This window comes from Hyalangium gracile (assembly GCF_020103725.1).
Classification (GTDB): domain Bacteria; phylum Myxococcota; class Myxococcia; order Myxococcales; family Myxococcaceae; genus Hyalangium; species Hyalangium gracile.
Genome location: NZ_JAHXBG010000031.1, coordinates 38,371 through 53,784, shown reverse-complemented (window position 1 = coordinate 53,784; position 15,414 = coordinate 38,371). Strand labels below are relative to the sequence as shown.

Here is a 15,414-nt window from a genome sequence, read left to right as displayed (position 1 = left end):
GCCTCTCTTGACCGCTCGAATCCATGGATACGAACAGCTCCAGCCTCCTGATGAACGGCTCCAGAGACGGGCGCGAGAGGGGTACGCACCATGAGCCTCTGGAGGCCCTCGTGACACGCGGGTCGCACGAAGAGGAGCGCCTGTCTCACAGCCCCACCCCGTTTCATTCCCTCCAGTTCCTGTCGGCGGCCGGACGCCTGCTCACCCAGCGACGGAGCGGCCTGCGGCGCCTGCTGCGGGATGTGGCACGCCTGTGCACCGCGCAGGGCCTGGCCAGCTTCTGCCTCGTGGACCTGGCGGGCCCCCGCGGGAGGCTGCGGAGGGTGGCGGCGCTCCATCAGGATCCTGACCGTGAGGCCCAGCTGCGCGCCCTGGGGAGCCACTCCCGCTCGGACACGGCCTGCAACCCGCTGCTCGACGTGCTGCAGACGGGCGTGGCCCGGCTCTTCGCGAACTACCCGGTGGAGATCCGCCGGCAGGTGGCCACGCTGCCGGAGCCGCTCGCGGGCCTGGAGGAGTTCAAGCCCCGCTCGGTGCTGCTGGTGCCGCTGAGGGGACGTCGGCGCGTGCTGGGCATGTTCCTGCTGGGCCGCAGCGAGCCCGAGGCGCCCTACGGGCTCCAGGAGCTGGAGGTAGCCGAGGAGCTCGCGCGCCGGGTCGTCACCGCCGTGGAGACGCTGCGGCTGCGGCGCAGGACACGGCGGGCCGAGCGCAAGGCCCGGTTCATCGCCCGGGCCAGCCAGGCACTCTCGGCCTCGCTCGACTTCCGCGCGACGCTCGACCAGGTGGCCCGGCTCGCGGTGCCCGTGGTGGCGGACCTCTGCACGGTGGACATCCTCGAGGAGGACGGGACGATCCGCCGGCTGGCGGTGGGGCACCGGGCGCCGGAGAAGGCCGCGCTGGCCTGGGAGCTGGAGCACCGCTGGCCCGCTCGCCTGGAAGACGCCTACGGCCCTGGCCGGGTCATCCGCGACGGCCAGCCGGAATTGAGGGAGATCGTCCCGCCGACGAAGCTGCCTCGGGCGGCGCGAGACGCGGAGCACCTGCGCGCCCTGCGTGCCCTGGAGCTCGAGTCGTACCTCGTGGCGCCCCTGCAGGCGCGAGGGCGGACCCTGGGGGCCATCACCTTCGCGTACTCCGGCTCGCACCGGCACTACCGCAAGGCGGACCTGCGGCTGGCCATGGAGCTGGCGGCCCGGGCGGCGCTGGCGGTGGACAACGCTCTGCTCTACAGCGCCTCGCGCGAGGCGGTGCGGCTGCGGGACGAGTTCCTGGCCGTCGCCTCGCACGAGCTGAAGACGCCGCTCACCCCGCTGAACCTCCGCCTGCAGACGCTCAAGCGCGAGCTGGAGCGGCACAGCGCCCAGGTGGATGCCGCGCGCATGAAGGAGCACGTCACCGTGCTCCAGCGCCAGTGCAAGCGGCTGTCCACGCTGGCGGAGAGCCTGCTGGACGTGTCCCGGCTCGAGGTGGGCCGGCTCGAGCTGGACCTGGAGCACCTGGACCTCTCGGCGCTGGTGCATGAGGTGGTGAGCCGCTTCGCGGGCCAGGCGCTGCGCACGCACACGCCGCTGGAGGTCCGGGCCGACGGGCCCGTCGTGGGGCACTGGGATCGCATCCGGCTGGAGCAGGTGGTGAGCAGCCTGCTCAGCAACGCGCTGAAGTACGGCGCCGGCCACACCGTGCACATCCTGGTCGAGCGGGTGGCCAACGGGGCCCGCCTCACGGTGGCGGACGAGGGCATCGGCATCTCGCCGGAGCACCTGCCGCGCATCTTCGACCGCTTCGAGCGCGCGGTCTCCGCGGAGCACTTCGGCGGGCTGGGGCTGGGGCTCTACCTGACGCGGCACCTCGTGGAGGCGTTCGGAGGCAGCATCCGGGCCTCCAGCGAGCCGGGCCATGGCGCCACCTTCGAGGTGGAGCTGCCGCTGGCCTCGCCCACGGCTTGACGGAGGGCGGACGCTGGCTCAGCGTCGGGAGCCATGATGCTCGCCGCGCTCGTCTCCCTGCTGCCCATCACCGTGCTCGCCGCCGCGCCCCCGGCCGAGCCCGCGCCACTGGCGGACCTGGCGCCCTACGTCACCCAGGCCATGCGGGACTGGAAGGTCCCCGGCGTGTCGATCGCGGTGGTGAAGGACGGGAAGGTGGTGCTGGCCCGAGGCTTCGGCGTGCGCGAGGTGGGCAAGCCCGCCCCGGTGGATGAGCGCACCGTGTTCGCCATCGGCTCGCTCACGAAGGGCTTCACCTCGGCGGCGGTAGGGCTGCTGGTGGACGCGAAGCAGCTGGGCTGGGACGACCCCGTCACCGAGCACCTGCCGGGCTTCGCGCTGGCCGACCCCTACGTGACGCGGGAGCTGACGCTGCGGGACGTGCTCTCGCACCGCAGCGGCGTGAAGGAGGACGCGGAGGCGCTGTGGTACGGGACGAAGTACACGCGCAAGGACATCATCGCCCGGCTGCGCCACCTGGAGCAGCAGGCGGGGCTGCGCGGCACGGTGACGTACTCGAACGTGATGTACCTGGTGGCGGGCGAGGCCGCGGCGGCGCGAGCGGGGATGAGCTGGGACAGCCTCGTGCGCAAGCGCCTCTTCGAGCCACTGGGGATGAGCTCCACGGGCACGCACGTGGAGGAGCTGGCGGCGCTGAGCAACGTGGCGACGCCGCACGTGGACAGGACGGGAGAGCCGAGGCCCGCTCGCTGGATGGACGGCAGTGCGGTAGGCCCGGCGGCGGCCATTCACTCCAACGCGCGGGACCTGGCGCGCTGGCTGCTGATGCTGCTCGGCAAGGGCACGCTGGAGGGCAAGCGGGTGCTCAGCCCGGAGGTGGTGGAGGAGCTGCACACGCCGCAGATGCCGCTGCGCCGCGACGCGCTGACCCGCCGGCTCTTCCCGGAGAGCCACCTGGACGCCCACGGCCTGGGCTGGCTGCTGAAGGACCACCGGGGCCGGTGGATGGTGTGGAACACCGGGGGCATGGACGGGATGACGTGCTCGGCCGCGCTGCTGCCCGAGGAGGCCCTGGGCGTCATCGTCCTCACCAACGGGCCGCGAACGTCCTTCCCCGAGGCCCTGGTGTACCGGGTGGTGGACAGCTACCTGGGCGCGCCGGTGAAGGACTGGAACAAGCTACGGCTGGAAGTCTCGCTGGAGTACCGCAAGAAGCAGAAGGAGGCCGAGCAGGCCCAGGAGGCCGCGCGCATGACGGGCACGCGCCCCAGCCTGCCGCTGGAGCGCTACGCGGGCACCTACTCCCGGCCGCTGCTGGGAGAGCTCACCGTCTCGGCGGACAAGGGCCGGCTGCGGGTGGGCTTCGCCGGGTGGGAGGGCGAGGCCGAGCACTGGCACCACGACACCTTCCGGGTGAAGTGGAAGAACGAGGCGCTGGGCACGGCGCTGGTCACCTTCCACCTCGACGCGCAGGGCAATCCCACGCGCGGAGTGGTACAGGACCTGGGCGAGTTCGAACGGCGCTGACGCGGGAGAGCACCGATGGCGGAGAGCAGGTACGGCACGGCACTGATCACCGGAGCCTCGAGCGGCCTGGGGCGGGGACTGGCCTTGTGGTTCGCGAAGCGGGGCGCGCGCGTGTTCGCCGCGGCGAGGCGGCGCGAGCACCTCCAGGCCCTGGCAGAGGAGGCCCGCGCGGCGGGCGGCAACCTGGAGCCCCTGGAGCTGGACGTCTCCAGGACGGACGAGACGATCGCGCGCATCCAGCGCATCGACGCGGACTGCGGCGGGCTGGAGCTGGTGGTGGCCAACGCCGGCGTGGGGCTGCCGACGGACGGCAAGCGCTTCAACTGGGAGCGCGTGAAGCAGATCATCGACGTGAACGTCACCGGGGCGGCGGCCACGCTGGGCGCGGTGCTGCCACGGATGGTGGAGCGCCAGCGCGGCCACCTGGTGGGCGTCTCCAGCCTGGCGGGCTTCCGGGGGCTGCCGCAGAACGCCGCCTACTCCGGCTCCAAGGCGTTCTTCACCACCTTCCTGGAGAGCCTGCGCGTGGACCTGCAGGGCACCGGCGTGCGCGTCACCTGCATCCAGCCGGGCTTCGTGAAGAGCGAGATGACGGCGCCCAACCGCCACCCCATGCCCTTCCTGCTGGAGACGGAGGACGCGGTGGACCGGATGGCCAGGGCCATCACGCGCGGGGTGCCGGTGTTCGCCTTCCCGTGGCAGACGAGCGCGCTGATGAAGGTGGTGACGGCGATGCCGAACCCGCTCTTCGACGCGATCGCGCGCCGGGTGCGCTGAGGGCCCCGTCCTCCGGGGCCCCCAGGCGGAGGGCCGGGGCTACTGCTGGCCCATCAGGAACTGCTGCTCGTCGATCTGGCCCTTCTGCGGGGCCACTTCCTTCGGCTCCGTCCCCTTCTTGAAGAACATGACCTTCATGTTCTTGGAGCTCTCGGAGGCGATCTTCCCCGTCTTGTTGTCGATGGGCAGGCGAACGATCTCCATGCTCTGCCAGGGGACGAACTCGCCCTGGGGCCGCTCGGCGAGGGCCTTCTTCATGTAGTCCAGCCAGATGGGGAGCGCGGCGCGGCCACCCGTCTCGAAGCGGTTGAGCGGGTGCGGGTTCAGGTCGTAGCCCACCCACGCCACCGTCACCAAGTCGCGCGTGAAGCCGGAGAACCACGTGTCGAACGAGTCGTTGGTGGTGCCCGTCTTGCCCGCGGACGGCTTGCCCAGGCGCTGAGCCGGGCCGCCGGTGCCCTCCAGCACCACGCCGCGCATCAGGTGCGTGGTGATGAAGCCCGTCTCGGGGCTCATCACCTGTTCGCCCGGCTCGAACAGCCGCGCGTAGCTGGCGGCCACGCGGTCCTGCAGCGGCGCCCACGGGTCATCGAACGCGGTGTGGTCCTCGAGCGTGCGCCCGAAGCGGTCCTCGATCTTGCGGATGAAGTAGGTGGGCTTCTTGCGGCCGTAGCGGTTGAAGGTGGCGTACACCTGCGCCAGCTCCACCGGGTAGACGCACGAGGAGCCGAGCGCGGCGGAGAAGTCCATGTTCATGGGCGTGGACAGGCCCAGGGTGCGGGCCCACTCGGCCATGTTCTTGGTGCCCACCGCGCCGAACGTCTTCACCGCGGGGATGTTCATCGAGTTGATCATGGCGTTGCGCAGCAGCACGTCGCCCACGAACTCCTCGGTGTAGTTCTCCGGCTTCCAGGCCACCTTGGTGTCCGGATCGTGCTCGACGATGGGCGAGTCCACGATGACGGTGGCCTCCGTCCAGTTGAGCTTCTCGATGGCCGCCGAGTACACCAGCGGCTTGTAGGAGCTGCCCGGCTGACGGCATGCCTGGAAGGCGCGGTTGAACTCGTTGTCGTCGAAGTCGTACCCGCCCACCATGGCGGTGAGGTACTGCCGGTGCGGATCGATGGAGACGAGCGCGCTCTGTGGCTCGGGCACCTGCTCCAGCCGGAAGATCTTCGGGCCGGTGCTGTTGGACTTCATGGGCCCGGGCGACAGCGAGCCCGGCACCTGCTGCTTCTCGTCCAGCGGCACCGCCTCGTCGGCGGGGATGGCCTCGGCCAGCTTCTTGTCCCACTGCTCCTTGTCGTCCGTGAGGTCCTTCTTCAGCACGTGGCGCACGACGACCAGGTCGCCCACGGCGATGGCCTTCTTCACGTGCGAGATCATCGCCCCCGGCGAGTAGTAGGACTCGGGGTTCACCTTGCGCGCCCAGTGCATGCCGAGCAGCGGCAGCCGGCCGGCGTGCGGCCCCACCTGGATGTCGGCGCCCTTGCCGTCGTCGTCGAGCTTCGTCACCAGCGCCACGTAGAAGCGGTTGAGGACCAGCTCCTCGTTGCCCATGGCCTTCCTGGCGCGCTCGACGAAGGCCTTGCGCTCCTCCTCCGTGGGCAGGTTCATCAGGGCGCCGCGCCAGCCCTGGCGCTTGTCCAGCTCCAGCAGTCCGGTGAGCACCGCCTCCTGGGCCGCGCGCTGACGCTCGCTGTCCATGGTGGTGAAGATCTTCAGGCCCTGGTCCAGCAGCGCCGGGTTGCCGTAGCGCTCGACGATGTCGCGGCGGGCCTGCTCGACGAAGTACGGGGCGAACTCGTGGAACACGTCCTCCACCGGATACACCTTCACCGGCTCGGCGTTGGCGGTGTCGTGCTCCTCGCGGGTAATCATCCCCTCCTCGAGCATGCGGCGCAGCACGTAGGAGCGGCGCTTCTTGGCCGCCTCGGGCCGCAGGAAGGGCGAGTAGCGGCTGGGCGCCTGGGGCAGGCCAGCAATGAGCGTCATCTCTCCCAGCGTCAGGTCCTTCACGTCCTTGCGGTAGTAGTTCTCCGCCGCGCTCTGCACGCCGTAGCTGTGGTGCCCGAGGAAGACGTTGTTCAGGTAGAGGTAGAGGATCTCCTCCTTGGTCAGCGCCGCCTCCAGGCGCCGGGCCAGCAGCGCCTCGCGGATCTTCCGCTTGGGCGTCTTCGCGGTGGCCTCCTTGTAGCCCTCGGCGGCAATCAGCACCGCCTTCGCCGTCTGCTGCGTCAGGGTGGAACCGCCCTGCACGCCGCCGCTGCGCAGCCCCAGCTTGGTGCCCACCGTCTTCGTCACGGCGCGCGCGGTGCCCAGGATGTCCACGCCCATGTGGTCGAAGAAGCTGGAGTCCTCGCTGGCGATGAACGCCTGCACCAGCCGCTTGGGGATGCGCTCGTAGGGCACCACCTTGCGCCGCTGGTTGTAGAACTCGCCGGCCAGCACCGCGTCGTCCGTGTACACCTCGCTGACGATGGGCGGCCAGTACTCGTCCACCTTGGGGATGGCGGGCAGCCCTGGCGAGAAGATGTAGTACACCGCCACCACGGCTACGACTCCCGCCGTGGCGCCGGTGAGGGCCATCCAGCCCGCGAGCTTGAGGGGGAACACCCACCAGGGGCGCTTCTTCACCCCGTCGAGCACGAGCTTGGAGCGGCTGCGGTCAGTCTTCGGTTCGGGAGTCTTCATGACGGTTCCAGCGCAGCTCGTTTGAGTATGTCCTTCAGCTCTGGAGGCAACCTCGCCTCCACCGTCACCTTCCCGCCGTGTTGGGGGTGAGGAAATTCGATGCGCTCGGCGTGCAGGAACAAACGTTTCAAGCCCCACCGGGCCCGCACGTCCCGGTTGAAGCCAAAGTCACCATACTTCCGGTCCCCGGCAACGGGGTGGCCTACTGCGGCCAGGTGCCTTCTTATCTGATGAGTGCGCCCGGTCTCGATGGAGCAGGAGAGCAGCGCCACCTCGCTCGACTGCCGGATGACCTTCCATCGGGTGAGTGCCTCCTGCATGTTCACCCCTCGACGGGCCTTGGACTCGGCCGTCTGCTGGTGCTCGGAGAGTGGTAGGTCGATGACACCCGAGTCCTTGGACATCTTCCCCTTCACCAGGGTGAGGTAGCGCTTGCGGGCTTTACCCTCGGTGAAAACTTCTGTGAAGTGGACCATTGCGGGCCGGCGCTTGGCGACCAGGATGACGCCGGACGTCTCGCGGTCCAGCCGGTGGGCGGGCGAGGCGGTGAAGTCATTGCGGACGGCCTTGGGCCCCAGGTAGGCGCGCACATAGTCCACCAGGGTGCCGCCGGTGATGCCGCTGCCGGTGTGGACGGCCATGCCGCTGGGCTTGTCCACGGCCATCATCCAGTCGTCCTCCAGGAGGATGACCAGCTCGCTGGGGTCCACGGGGGGTGGTGGCGGAGGGGGGCGGGGCCCGGAGGGGCTGGGGCCGGTGAGCTGCTTCTCGTCGCCGCGGATGGTGATGACGTCACCGGCGGCCAGGAGCTGCTCGGGCTGGGCCCTCTTGCCGTTCACCCGGACCTTCTTCACCCGGATCATCTTGAAGAGGTGGCTGGTGGGGACGGAGGCCAGGCGCTTGCGGAGGTACTTGTCCAGCCGCATGCCCGTACTGTCCTCTTCGATTCGGTACTCGATCATTTGTTTTGCGCCGGGACCAGACCATACGAATAATGGCCGGTCCATGCCGAAGGCTCCCAGTATCGAGAAGCTTCTCCAGAATGGTTCGGCCGAGTGGAACAAGCTCCGCAAGGCCGGTCAGGTGCCGAGCGACCACACCGGTGCCACGTTCACCCAGCTCTTCTCCGCCAACGCGGACCTGTCGGGCTTGGGGCTCGTGGGTTCGGAGTGGGAACGCTGCGACCTCTCCAAGATCAACTTCCGCGACTCAGACCTGTCCAACTCCTACTTCCACGGGGGACGGCTACAGGACTGTGACTTCCGCGGCGCCAACCTCGAGGGGGCCACCTTCGAGAAGCTGAAGCTGTTGCGCTGCGACTTCACCGGGGCCAAGGGGCTGGACGACCTCGAGATGGAGGACGTGGACATGGACCGGGTGGTGGGCCTGGACGGTGAGGAGGCCCCTCCCCCGCCGCCACCTCCGGCGCAGGGGATTACCGCGTTCACGCGCGAGCAGCGGGAGAAGGCGCTGGGCTCGGCCGCGGCGGCGGTGATGGGCCCCATCGGGGAGGAGCTGCCCCCGTTCAAGCCGCAGGACACGCCGGGCGCCCTGTTCTTCCGGGCGCTGAAGCGTCAGGCGGCGCCGCCGGTGTGGGTGCTGGACGTGCCGGGGCTGAGGCCGCTGGTGCCGCAGCGCCTGCCGCCGGGCTCTTCGCTGGAGGCCATGTACCGCGAGGCGGTGAAGTCTCGGCTGGAGAACAAGAAGCCGGCGGCGGACCCGGGAGCGGTGGAGCGGGCGCAGAAGTCGCTGCGGATGGGTGGGAAGGACGCGGCGGCGGCGGCCATGTACCTGCGCGAGGTGGGCGTGCTGCCCCAGTTCCGGTTCTCGGCGGCGAAGGTGCTGAAGGACGCGCTGCGGGCGGAGGTGGAGGTGGATGACCTGACGGGCTCGATCGACCCGCGGGTGACGGGCGCGCTGCTGGAGCTGCGGCTGACGCACGAGGTGGTGGAGCACCTGCAGGAGGCGCGGCGGCGGCTGGCGGCGACGCAGCTGTACACGGCGCTGCTGGAGGCGGGCTTCAACCCGGAGAACAACTGGGAGGAGGCCCTGGACTCGGCCGAGCCGGCGATGGAGCTGGCGCAGCTGGCGACGGCGGAGGACCGCAACGCGCTGTTCGAGGGCTTCCAGGTGTTCGCGGCGCTGCCGGACGAGGCGCGGCTGCGGCGGCTGGCGTACCTGGCCGAGTCGGTGGCGAACCTGGAGCTGGTGAGCCGGCTGCCGGAGGGGATGGAGCCGCAGTGGCTCACCGGACCGGAGACGCGCGAGTGCCACGACCGGGAGATGACGTACGTGCAGGCGCTGAAGGCGGCGGACATCCCGACGAAGGTGGCGGCGCTGGCGAAGACGGAGCTGGGCGTGCCCGAGGGCGAGGTGCCCGAGGACAGCGAGGAGGATCTCTTCGTCCACCTGCGCTGCGACGTGTGCGGCAAGGAGAAGCTCATCGTCCAGTCGACGATGGAGTGAGCGGGCGCGAGCGGGAGGGCTGATGGTCCTGGAAGATGCCCTCCTGTATGCGGGGAGCGGGCTGGCGGCGTGGGCCCTCAGCGCCGTGCCCTACACGGTGGGGCTCGCGCTGGTGAATGGCGTGTACCGGATCTCCAGCGGTCGCTTCTTCCGCTGGTTCTCCAAGGCCACGGTCACTCCCTTCGTCCTGCTGCTCCCGGTGTGGCTCCTGGTGTCGTACGTCTTCTGGTCGAACGTCCCAGGCCCCAAGTGAGCCGGAGGCTGCTCACTGCGCCAGGTCCTCCAGGACATCCGCCAAACTCGTGGCCTTCAGGGCCTCATCGAACCACCGATCGAGGGTCTCCAGGTCCTTGCACGACAGGATGCGCTGCCGACTCTGCTCGTCGACAGGGATACCCCTCGCAGCCAGAATCCGGAGCACGGACTCGGCTTTCCCTTTGGCCTCTCCCTCAGCCTTCCCCTCAGCCTTCCCCTCAGCCCTACCCTCGGCCTGCGCCTCGAGTCTGACCTTCTGACGCCAGTGCTCGAAGTGCTTGTCGAACCAGGTCGTCATCAGTTCCTCCGCCCGCTGTGCACCTACTGCTGATTTTAACATACCTACCGTGGCGTCCTGCGCAGCATCGTCCGCCACACGCAGCAGGTAGTGGAAGACGACATTCAGATCATCAACACCGTTTGGGGAGGAATGTACCTGAGCAACCAGCGCCGCCCAGCCCGGCAGCCGCTGCACAAGGTCTTCGGAACGGCCATAGACCAGCGCCAACAGGGAAAGCCGCACCACAGGCGGCCCAGGGCGCGCGAGGAGCGACTCTTCACGCTCGGTCGTCAGGTCATCCAGCAGGTACTCGAAGCGGGGGACGAGTGCGTTCCAGCCCTCGAGCACCTCCCCTTCGCCGGGCACATCGAAGAGCTCTTCCATTCTGCGCGGGGCACTCCAGCCACCACCCGGCCCGTGGTACAGGACCAGGGGAATGATGACGGGGAGCAGCGCGCTGCCTGGGTGCTCCTTCCTCCAGTGCTCCAACTGGCGCACCACGTAGCGGAGCATGCGCAGGGCCATCCATCGGTCCACCGATGACTGATGCTCCAGCAGGACATAGAAGAGCAGTGGCCTCCCACCCGAGAACCGGGCCGAGAAGAGCAGGTCGCTCTCGGTCTCCCGCAGCTCGGGATCCACCACGGAGCTCGGCTCCCGCTTCAACGTGGACCACTCCACCCCGGACACCACGTGTGGAGGCAGGACCGCGCGCAGCTCGGCCGCGGCCCGCTCGGGCTGGCCGAAGGTGAAGCGCACGAAGAGGTCATGGGGTCCAGACATGCCCTGGAACGCCAGAGCACAACTCGGGCCAACGCTCCCACGCAGGGAGCCACCACAACCCAGGTGTCCGCGCCACGCGTTCACAGTCCCGCACGGGAGACGGTGCCGCTCTACTCCCTCGACGCGGAACCGCTGGCGCCAGGCTCAGGGGGCACGGAGTACGTCACCGTCGGAGGCAGCGTCACCTTCACCTTGTCTCCCGGGCGGATGATGCCGGGCCGCTCCACCCAGCCCACCAGCCCGCGCCGCTGGTGCGCTGCCTTCACGAAGCGGCTCGCGAGCCCCTCTCGCCCCGTGTAGTGCGCCTCCAGCGCCCTGCCCGCCTTCCGGCACGGCTCGTTCTCCGCGTCCACCACCAGCGTGGCATCCTCGGGAAAGAAGAGCCGCGTGCCCGACGGCAGCCGCGTCAGGTGCGGCACCCCCGCCAGCTCCAGGTTGGCTCCCAGCCAGGCCGCCAGCACCTGCGGCACTCCCAGCGCCTCCGCGACGAGCTCCAGCTCCTCCGTGGACACGATGGACACCTGACGCGTGTTGCGCACCAGCGCCCCTCGGGGAAACCACGGCGTGTGCACGCTCGCCGGCCGGACCAGCCCCGCGTGCCTGTCTCCCACGAAGCCCTCGAAGCTCACCTTCACCTCGGGCATGTCCCGCGTGACGAGGTTCTTCGGCTCGGGACCGATGAGGACGCGAACGGTGCGTCCGGTGAGCTGCGTGCCCATGGCTCCCTCCTCAGAAGAGCGCGAGCTGCTGCGGCTTGCCCCCGAGCTCCCTCGCGTCGATGCCCTTGTCCCGGAGCACCTGCGCCAGCTCCTTCTTGAAGCCGTGGTGGGTGAGCACCTCGCGCGCTCCCGTGGCCTTCACGTACTTCACGAGCGACGGGCAGTCCGCGTGGTCCGACACCGGGAACGCCACCTGCGCCCCGTAGCGGTACGCCGCGCCCGGATCCAGCGCCCAGCCCGTGAGCACCGCCGTTGCTCGCGGCCACAGCCCGGACAGCCCTCCCGCGCGCGACAGGTGCGGAGGGAAGAAGAGCACCTCGCCCGGCTCCAGCTTGCCGTCGAAGCGCCGCACCGGCCCGATGGGCACTCCCAGCTCCGCGTAGAGCTCCGTCACCTCGAGGATGGACGCATGCGCCACCAGCCCGAAGCCCCGGCCCGACAGGTACTTCATCGCCTCCTGGCTCTTGCCCAGCGGGTAGCCGAGCAGCACCGGGAAGGCCCCCCGCTCGAGCTGCTGGCGTACCCACGCCTCCACCTGCGCCAGCACCTCCTCCTTGGGAGGGAAGCGGTAGCGCGGATGGCCGAACGTGGCCTCGATGACCAGCGTGTCGCACTCGGCCACCTGCACGGGCTCGGCCGTCAGCGAGGGCACCACGTTCAGGTCCCCGGTATAAACGATGCGCTTTCCATCCCGGCGGATGACGCGCAGCTGGGCACTGCCCAGGATGTGCCCCGCCGACAGCAGCTCCAGCGACAGCGAGCCCAGCTCGAAGATCTGGTTGTACGGCACCGCGAGCGGAGAGCCCACCGGCCCCAGCCGGTGCGTCATGAAGCGCAGCGTGGCCGCCGTGGAGATGGTCCGCTCGTGACGCGCGATGTGGTCGGTGTGGCCGTGGCTCACGAAGGACAGGGGTGTCTTGCGCGTCGCGTCCAGCGACAGCGGGGTCCCCGTCAGGTGCAGTCCATTTCGCCTCAGCTCGACGCTCATGCGGAAGCTCCCCCTATAACGCGCCCCCGACACCGTGTGTCGTCAATGTACCGCCCGTCCGCCCGTCGCCCCAGCACCCAGGCTCCCTCTCGCGCCCGCCGTCCACGTCCGCCTCACACCTGGGCCGCCTCCCGCGCGCGCCACCGCACCCACAGCGCGGAGCCGAGCTCCGCCACCAGCACGCCCAGGATGATGAGCCCACCGCCCACCCACTCGCGCACTCCGAGCTTCTCGTAGCCCAGCACCAGGGAGAAGCCCGCGGCGAACACGGGCTCCAGCGAGTAGATGATGGCCGCGCGCACGGCCGTCGTCCGCGCCTGGGCCCACGTCTGCACGCTGAGCGCCATGGCGCTGGCGAACACCCCACAGAAGAGCACGGCCCCGATGAAGGCCGGCGCCCACTGCACCCGCACCTCCACGAAGGGCAGGCATGCCACCGACAGCAGCGTCACCACCCACAGCTGCACCGCCACCAGGGCCTGGACACCCTCCCGGGGCGCATAGCGATCCGTGAAGGCGATGTGGAAGGCGTACGCCACCGCACACCCCAGCGTGAGCAGATCTCCCGTGGAGAGCCGCTCCGAGCCCACCTCGGCCCCCGTGAGGTAGTAGAGCCCCATCGCCGAGAGCACCACGCCCACCAGCGAGGAGACGCGCGGCACCCGCCGGAAGAGCGCCAGCATCACCAGCGGCACCAGCAGCACGTACATCCCGGTGATGAACGCCGAGCGGGAGGGCGTGGTGTCCGTCAGCCCCACCGTCTGCAGCGCGAAGCCCAGGAAGAGAAAGACACCGAGCACGGCCCCGCGCCGCAGGTGAGTCGGGGAGAACAGCTGGCGCCCGGCCAGCACGCTGAGCACCGAGGCCCCCACGCCGAAGCGAAGCGAGAGGAACGTGAAGGGGTCTCCATGCGACAGCGCGTCCTTCACCACCACGAAGGTCGTACCCCACAGCACGGTGAGGAGCACCAGCGCTCCGTCCGCGCGGAGGCGGCCCTGGCGCTCTGAGGGGGCTTCTGTCTCGGACAACGGGGCCTCGATGCGAATCCGGAGCGGAGCTTTTGGCCTACCCGTCCGCTTCGCGCAATCCCCCTGAGCCTCAATCCAGCGCGCGCTCCACGACGACCAGGGGCTTGAGCCCGCCCGAGGCGCTCCACTCCGAGTTCACTCGCCGGGTGAGCTCGGCGGAGGAGTCCTTGAAGCCGGCCCTCCGGAACGTCCTCAGCGAGGCCATGTTGTCGTCGTCGATGTCCGCGAAGAGCCGATCGGCCCCCTGCCGCCGGGCCTCCTCCAGGAGGCAGTGGATGATCCGGAAGGCGAGGCCCATCCGGCGAGCCCTCGGCGCCACCACCAGCGAGCGCACCCAGAGCCCCTCCAGCTGCAGGCCCTCCTGGCGGTAGTCATCCATGTACGCGAAGCCGTGCAGCCGCCCCCTCGGATCGAAGGCGCCCACCGCCGCGCCCAGCATCCCCTCCTGGCGCGTCCAGCGGTCCAGGAGCTGCTGGCGCAGGAAGCTCGAGGGCACCAGCAGCCGCTCTCCCGCGAACACGAGGAGCGCGTCCAGGTCCTCCTCCCGGAGCAGCCGGACCTCGAGCTTCCCGAGCCACCGCTGCCGCAGCGGGCGGGACCATCCGGACACGGAGAAGTCCCGAAGTCGCCGGAAGACCGAGCGGGCCTGGGGACGCGTCCACAGCCGGGACAGGAGCCGCTGCCCCAGGAAGAGCGAAGGGCTCGCCAGCCGGGGCAGCGGAAGGAGCAGGGGCCCCCGACGCAGCGCGGTGATGCGCCCGAGCGGCTCGCCCACCGGATCCTTCCCGCCGAGCAGGGAAGCCGTCAGCACGGGCTGGGTGGAGACCACCACGTGCGCGACGAGCTTGCGCCCCACCCTCACGAGCGCCATGTCCCCTCGGACGAGCGCCTCCGGCTCGCACCGCAGCACCCGGACCGAGTCTCCGCTCCGCAGCAGCGGATACAGGCTCCGCCCCGCGCCTCGCAGCCAGAGCTGCCGGCCGGGAGGTGTCGCCTCGACGAGCGCCGCCAGATCCGTGGGATGCCTACTGGCCATCGAGCCACTCTCGCACGAAGCCCGCCGCGGCCTCATGCTTGCGGAAGACGAAACGTCTCAGGGCAACCTTCTCGGAGATGCCGGCCAGGCGCTGGAGGATGTCTCCCGGAGTGGCCTCCCCCGGGAGCGGCCGGAACACCTGCCCCATCAGCGCCGGGATGGCCTCGTCGGCGGATACCTCCTCCATCCGCTCCTCCGGGCCCTTGCGCAGCAGGAGCACCGCCACCAGCCGTGCTCGCGCCAGGGTGGAGGGGAGATCCAGGTCCGAGCAGAACGGGCTGCCCTCCGCCCACCCGTCCGGAAGGAGCGCCACCACCTCATCCGAGAGCACGTCCGCCCCGGCGGCCCGGGCGCACAGCCGCGTCCACGTGGACTTACCGGCCCCGCTCGGCCCGATGGCGACCACGCCACGCCCCTGGAAGGACACGCCCGCCGCGTGCAGCAGCAGGCCGCCCTGCCGGAGCGTGGCGAGCTGCATGCCCACGCGCAGGGCCAGCTCGGTGTCGAGCTCCGCGCGCGGGGGCTCCACGTCCACCACGTCCCCTTGCACCTGGAAGCGAGCCCCGGACGGGTTGCGGGGATCGAGCGGAGCCCCCTGCCCCGCCGGCACCGTCCTGGCCCTCAACCGCAGCCGGACGGAGCCCTCGGAAGGCGCCAGGAAGGGAGCCAGCGTGCACCGCTCGCCGGCCCGGGTCAGGAGCTCCTCATCCACTCCCACGCTCCAGTCACCGAAGCGCAGCAGCCGCATTCGAGCTCCGAAGCCTACAGGCAGTTCGGGGGGTTCTCGGGATCGACGAAGCAGCTCGGCTGGAAGAGATCGGGCACGAGGATCTTCTCCGAGCGCACCTGGGGTGGCACGTAGACCTTCTTCTTCCCGGCTGGTTTCGGCTGCGCCGTCGTCATGGCTCCCCT

At 70.1% G+C, this 15,414-nt stretch carries 14 protein-coding genes; 5 read left to right on the top strand and 9 right to left on the bottom strand.

The window, feature by feature from the left end:
- The first annotated feature begins 110 nt into the window (after positions 1-110).
- From KY572_RS40170 to KY572_RS40160, 3 genes are read left to right on the top strand one after another with little or no spacing between them, the layout of a single operon-like run.
- Positions 111-1,949, top strand: a complete 1,839-nt coding sequence (locus KY572_RS40170) for a sensor histidine kinase (protein ID WP_224249037.1) — start codon at positions 111-113, stop codon at positions 1,947-1,949.
- Between the two features lie 33 nt (positions 1,950-1,982).
- Positions 1,983-3,476 carry a serine hydrolase gene (locus KY572_RS40165; RefSeq protein ID WP_224249036.1) on the top strand — a complete coding sequence of 498 codons (1,494 nt, stop codon included), beginning with the start codon at positions 1,983-1,985 and terminating at the stop codon, positions 3,474-3,476.
- A gap of 15 nt (positions 3,477-3,491) precedes the next feature.
- Positions 3,492-4,253, top strand: a complete 762-nt coding sequence (locus tag KY572_RS40160; protein ID WP_224249035.1) for an SDR family NAD(P)-dependent oxidoreductase — start codon at positions 3,492-3,494, stop codon at positions 4,251-4,253.
- A gap of 39 nt (positions 4,254-4,292) precedes the next feature.
- Here the strand turns inward: KY572_RS40160 and KY572_RS40155 are convergent, their stop codons facing one another.
- Both KY572_RS40155 and KY572_RS40150 read right to left on the bottom strand, forming a co-directional pair.
- Positions 4,293-6,947 (bottom strand): penicillin-binding protein 1A, encoded by a 2,655-nt coding sequence (locus tag KY572_RS40155; RefSeq protein ID WP_224249034.1) that lies wholly within the window; start codon positions 6,945-6,947, stop codon positions 4,293-4,295.
- Positions 6,944-7,909 carry an RluA family pseudouridine synthase gene (locus KY572_RS40150; protein WP_224249033.1) on the bottom strand — a complete coding sequence of 322 codons (966 nt, stop codon included), beginning with the start codon at positions 7,907-7,909 and terminating at the stop codon, positions 6,944-6,946. The genes KY572_RS40155 and KY572_RS40150 overlap by 4 nt, the downstream gene beginning before the upstream one ends.
- A gap of 43 nt (positions 7,910-7,952) precedes the next feature.
- On the opposite strand from KY572_RS40150, the gene KY572_RS40145 reads away from it, so the two are divergent.
- Together KY572_RS40145 and KY572_RS40140 are read left to right on the top strand one after the other, a co-directional pair.
- Complete coding sequence (locus tag KY572_RS40145) at positions 7,953-9,413, top strand: pentapeptide repeat-containing protein (RefSeq protein ID WP_224249032.1); 1,461 nt, start codon at positions 7,953-7,955, stop codon at positions 9,411-9,413.
- A 22-nt stretch (positions 9,414-9,435) separates the two neighbouring features.
- Positions 9,436-9,666: a hypothetical protein gene (locus tag KY572_RS40140; protein WP_224249031.1), complete on the top strand. Its 231-nt coding sequence runs from the start codon at positions 9,436-9,438 to the stop codon at positions 9,664-9,666.
- 12 nt (positions 9,667-9,678) lie between these two features.
- On the opposite strand, the gene KY572_RS40135 is transcribed toward KY572_RS40140, so the two are convergent.
- The 7 genes from KY572_RS40135 to KY572_RS40105 form a co-directional block, all read right to left on the bottom strand.
- Complete coding sequence (locus tag KY572_RS40135) at positions 9,679-10,707, bottom strand: Rpn family recombination-promoting nuclease/putative transposase (RefSeq protein ID WP_407660087.1); 1,029 nt, start codon at positions 10,705-10,707, stop codon at positions 9,679-9,681.
- Between the two features lie 134 nt (positions 10,708-10,841).
- Entirely contained in the window at positions 10,842-11,450 is a 609-nt protein-coding gene (locus tag KY572_RS40130; protein ID WP_224249029.1) for an MOSC domain-containing protein, read from the bottom strand.
- A 10-nt stretch (positions 11,451-11,460) separates the two neighbouring features.
- Complete coding sequence (locus KY572_RS40125; protein WP_224249028.1) at positions 11,461-12,438, bottom strand: MBL fold metallo-hydrolase; 978 nt, start codon at positions 12,436-12,438, stop codon at positions 11,461-11,463.
- A gap of 113 nt (positions 12,439-12,551) precedes the next feature.
- Positions 12,552-13,466: a DMT family transporter gene (locus tag KY572_RS40120; RefSeq protein ID WP_224249027.1), complete on the bottom strand. Its 915-nt coding sequence runs from the start codon at positions 13,464-13,466 to the stop codon at positions 12,552-12,554.
- A gap of 70 nt (positions 13,467-13,536) precedes the next feature.
- Positions 13,537-14,502 (bottom strand): GNAT family N-acetyltransferase, encoded by a 966-nt coding sequence (locus tag KY572_RS40115; protein WP_224249026.1) that lies wholly within the window; start codon positions 14,500-14,502, stop codon positions 13,537-13,539.
- Complete coding sequence (locus tag KY572_RS40110; protein ID WP_224249025.1) at positions 14,492-15,250, bottom strand: potassium transporter TrkH; 759 nt, start codon at positions 15,248-15,250, stop codon at positions 14,492-14,494. The genes KY572_RS40115 and KY572_RS40110 overlap by 11 nt, the downstream gene beginning before the upstream one ends.
- Before the next feature lie 14 nt (positions 15,251-15,264).
- A complete protein-coding gene (locus KY572_RS40105; RefSeq protein ID WP_224249024.1) occupies positions 15,265-15,405 on the bottom strand; it encodes a hypothetical protein in 141 nt (46 codons plus the stop codon).
- Positions 15,406-15,414: the final 9 nt, after the last annotated feature.

Bases quoted from the DNA above. Each gene is read 5' to 3' on its own strand.
- KY572_RS40115 (WP_224249026.1), bottom strand. From the start codon at position 14,502: ATGGCCAGTAGGCATCCCACGGATCTGGCGGCGCTCGTCGAGGCGACA.
- KY572_RS40145 (WP_224249032.1), top strand. From the start codon at position 7,953: ATGCCGAAGGCTCCCAGTATCGAGAAGCTTCTCCAGAATGGTTCGGCC.
- KY572_RS40130 (WP_224249029.1), bottom strand. From the start codon at position 11,450: ATGGGCACGCAGCTCACCGGACGCACCGTTCGCGTCCTCATCGGTCCC.
- KY572_RS40150 (WP_224249033.1), bottom strand. From the start codon at position 7,909: ATGATCGAGTACCGAATCGAAGAGGACAGTACGGGCATGCGGCTGGAC.
- KY572_RS40110 (WP_224249025.1), bottom strand. From the start codon at position 15,250: ATGCGGCTGCTGCGCTTCGGTGACTGGAGCGTGGGAGTGGATGAGGAG.
- KY572_RS40165 (WP_224249036.1), top strand. From the start codon at position 1,983: ATGATGCTCGCCGCGCTCGTCTCCCTGCTGCCCATCACCGTGCTCGCC.
- KY572_RS40160 (WP_224249035.1), top strand. From the start codon at position 3,492: ATGGCGGAGAGCAGGTACGGCACGGCACTGATCACCGGAGCCTCGAGC.
- KY572_RS40140 (WP_224249031.1), top strand. From the start codon at position 9,436: ATGGTCCTGGAAGATGCCCTCCTGTATGCGGGGAGCGGGCTGGCGGCG.
- KY572_RS40125 (WP_224249028.1), bottom strand. From the start codon at position 12,438: ATGAGCGTCGAGCTGAGGCGAAATGGACTGCACCTGACGGGGACCCCG.
- KY572_RS40105 (WP_224249024.1), bottom strand. From the start codon at position 15,405: ATGACGACGGCGCAGCCGAAACCAGCCGGGAAGAAGAAGGTCTACGTG.
- KY572_RS40155 (WP_224249034.1), bottom strand. From the start codon at position 6,947: ATGAAGACTCCCGAACCGAAGACTGACCGCAGCCGCTCCAAGCTCGTG.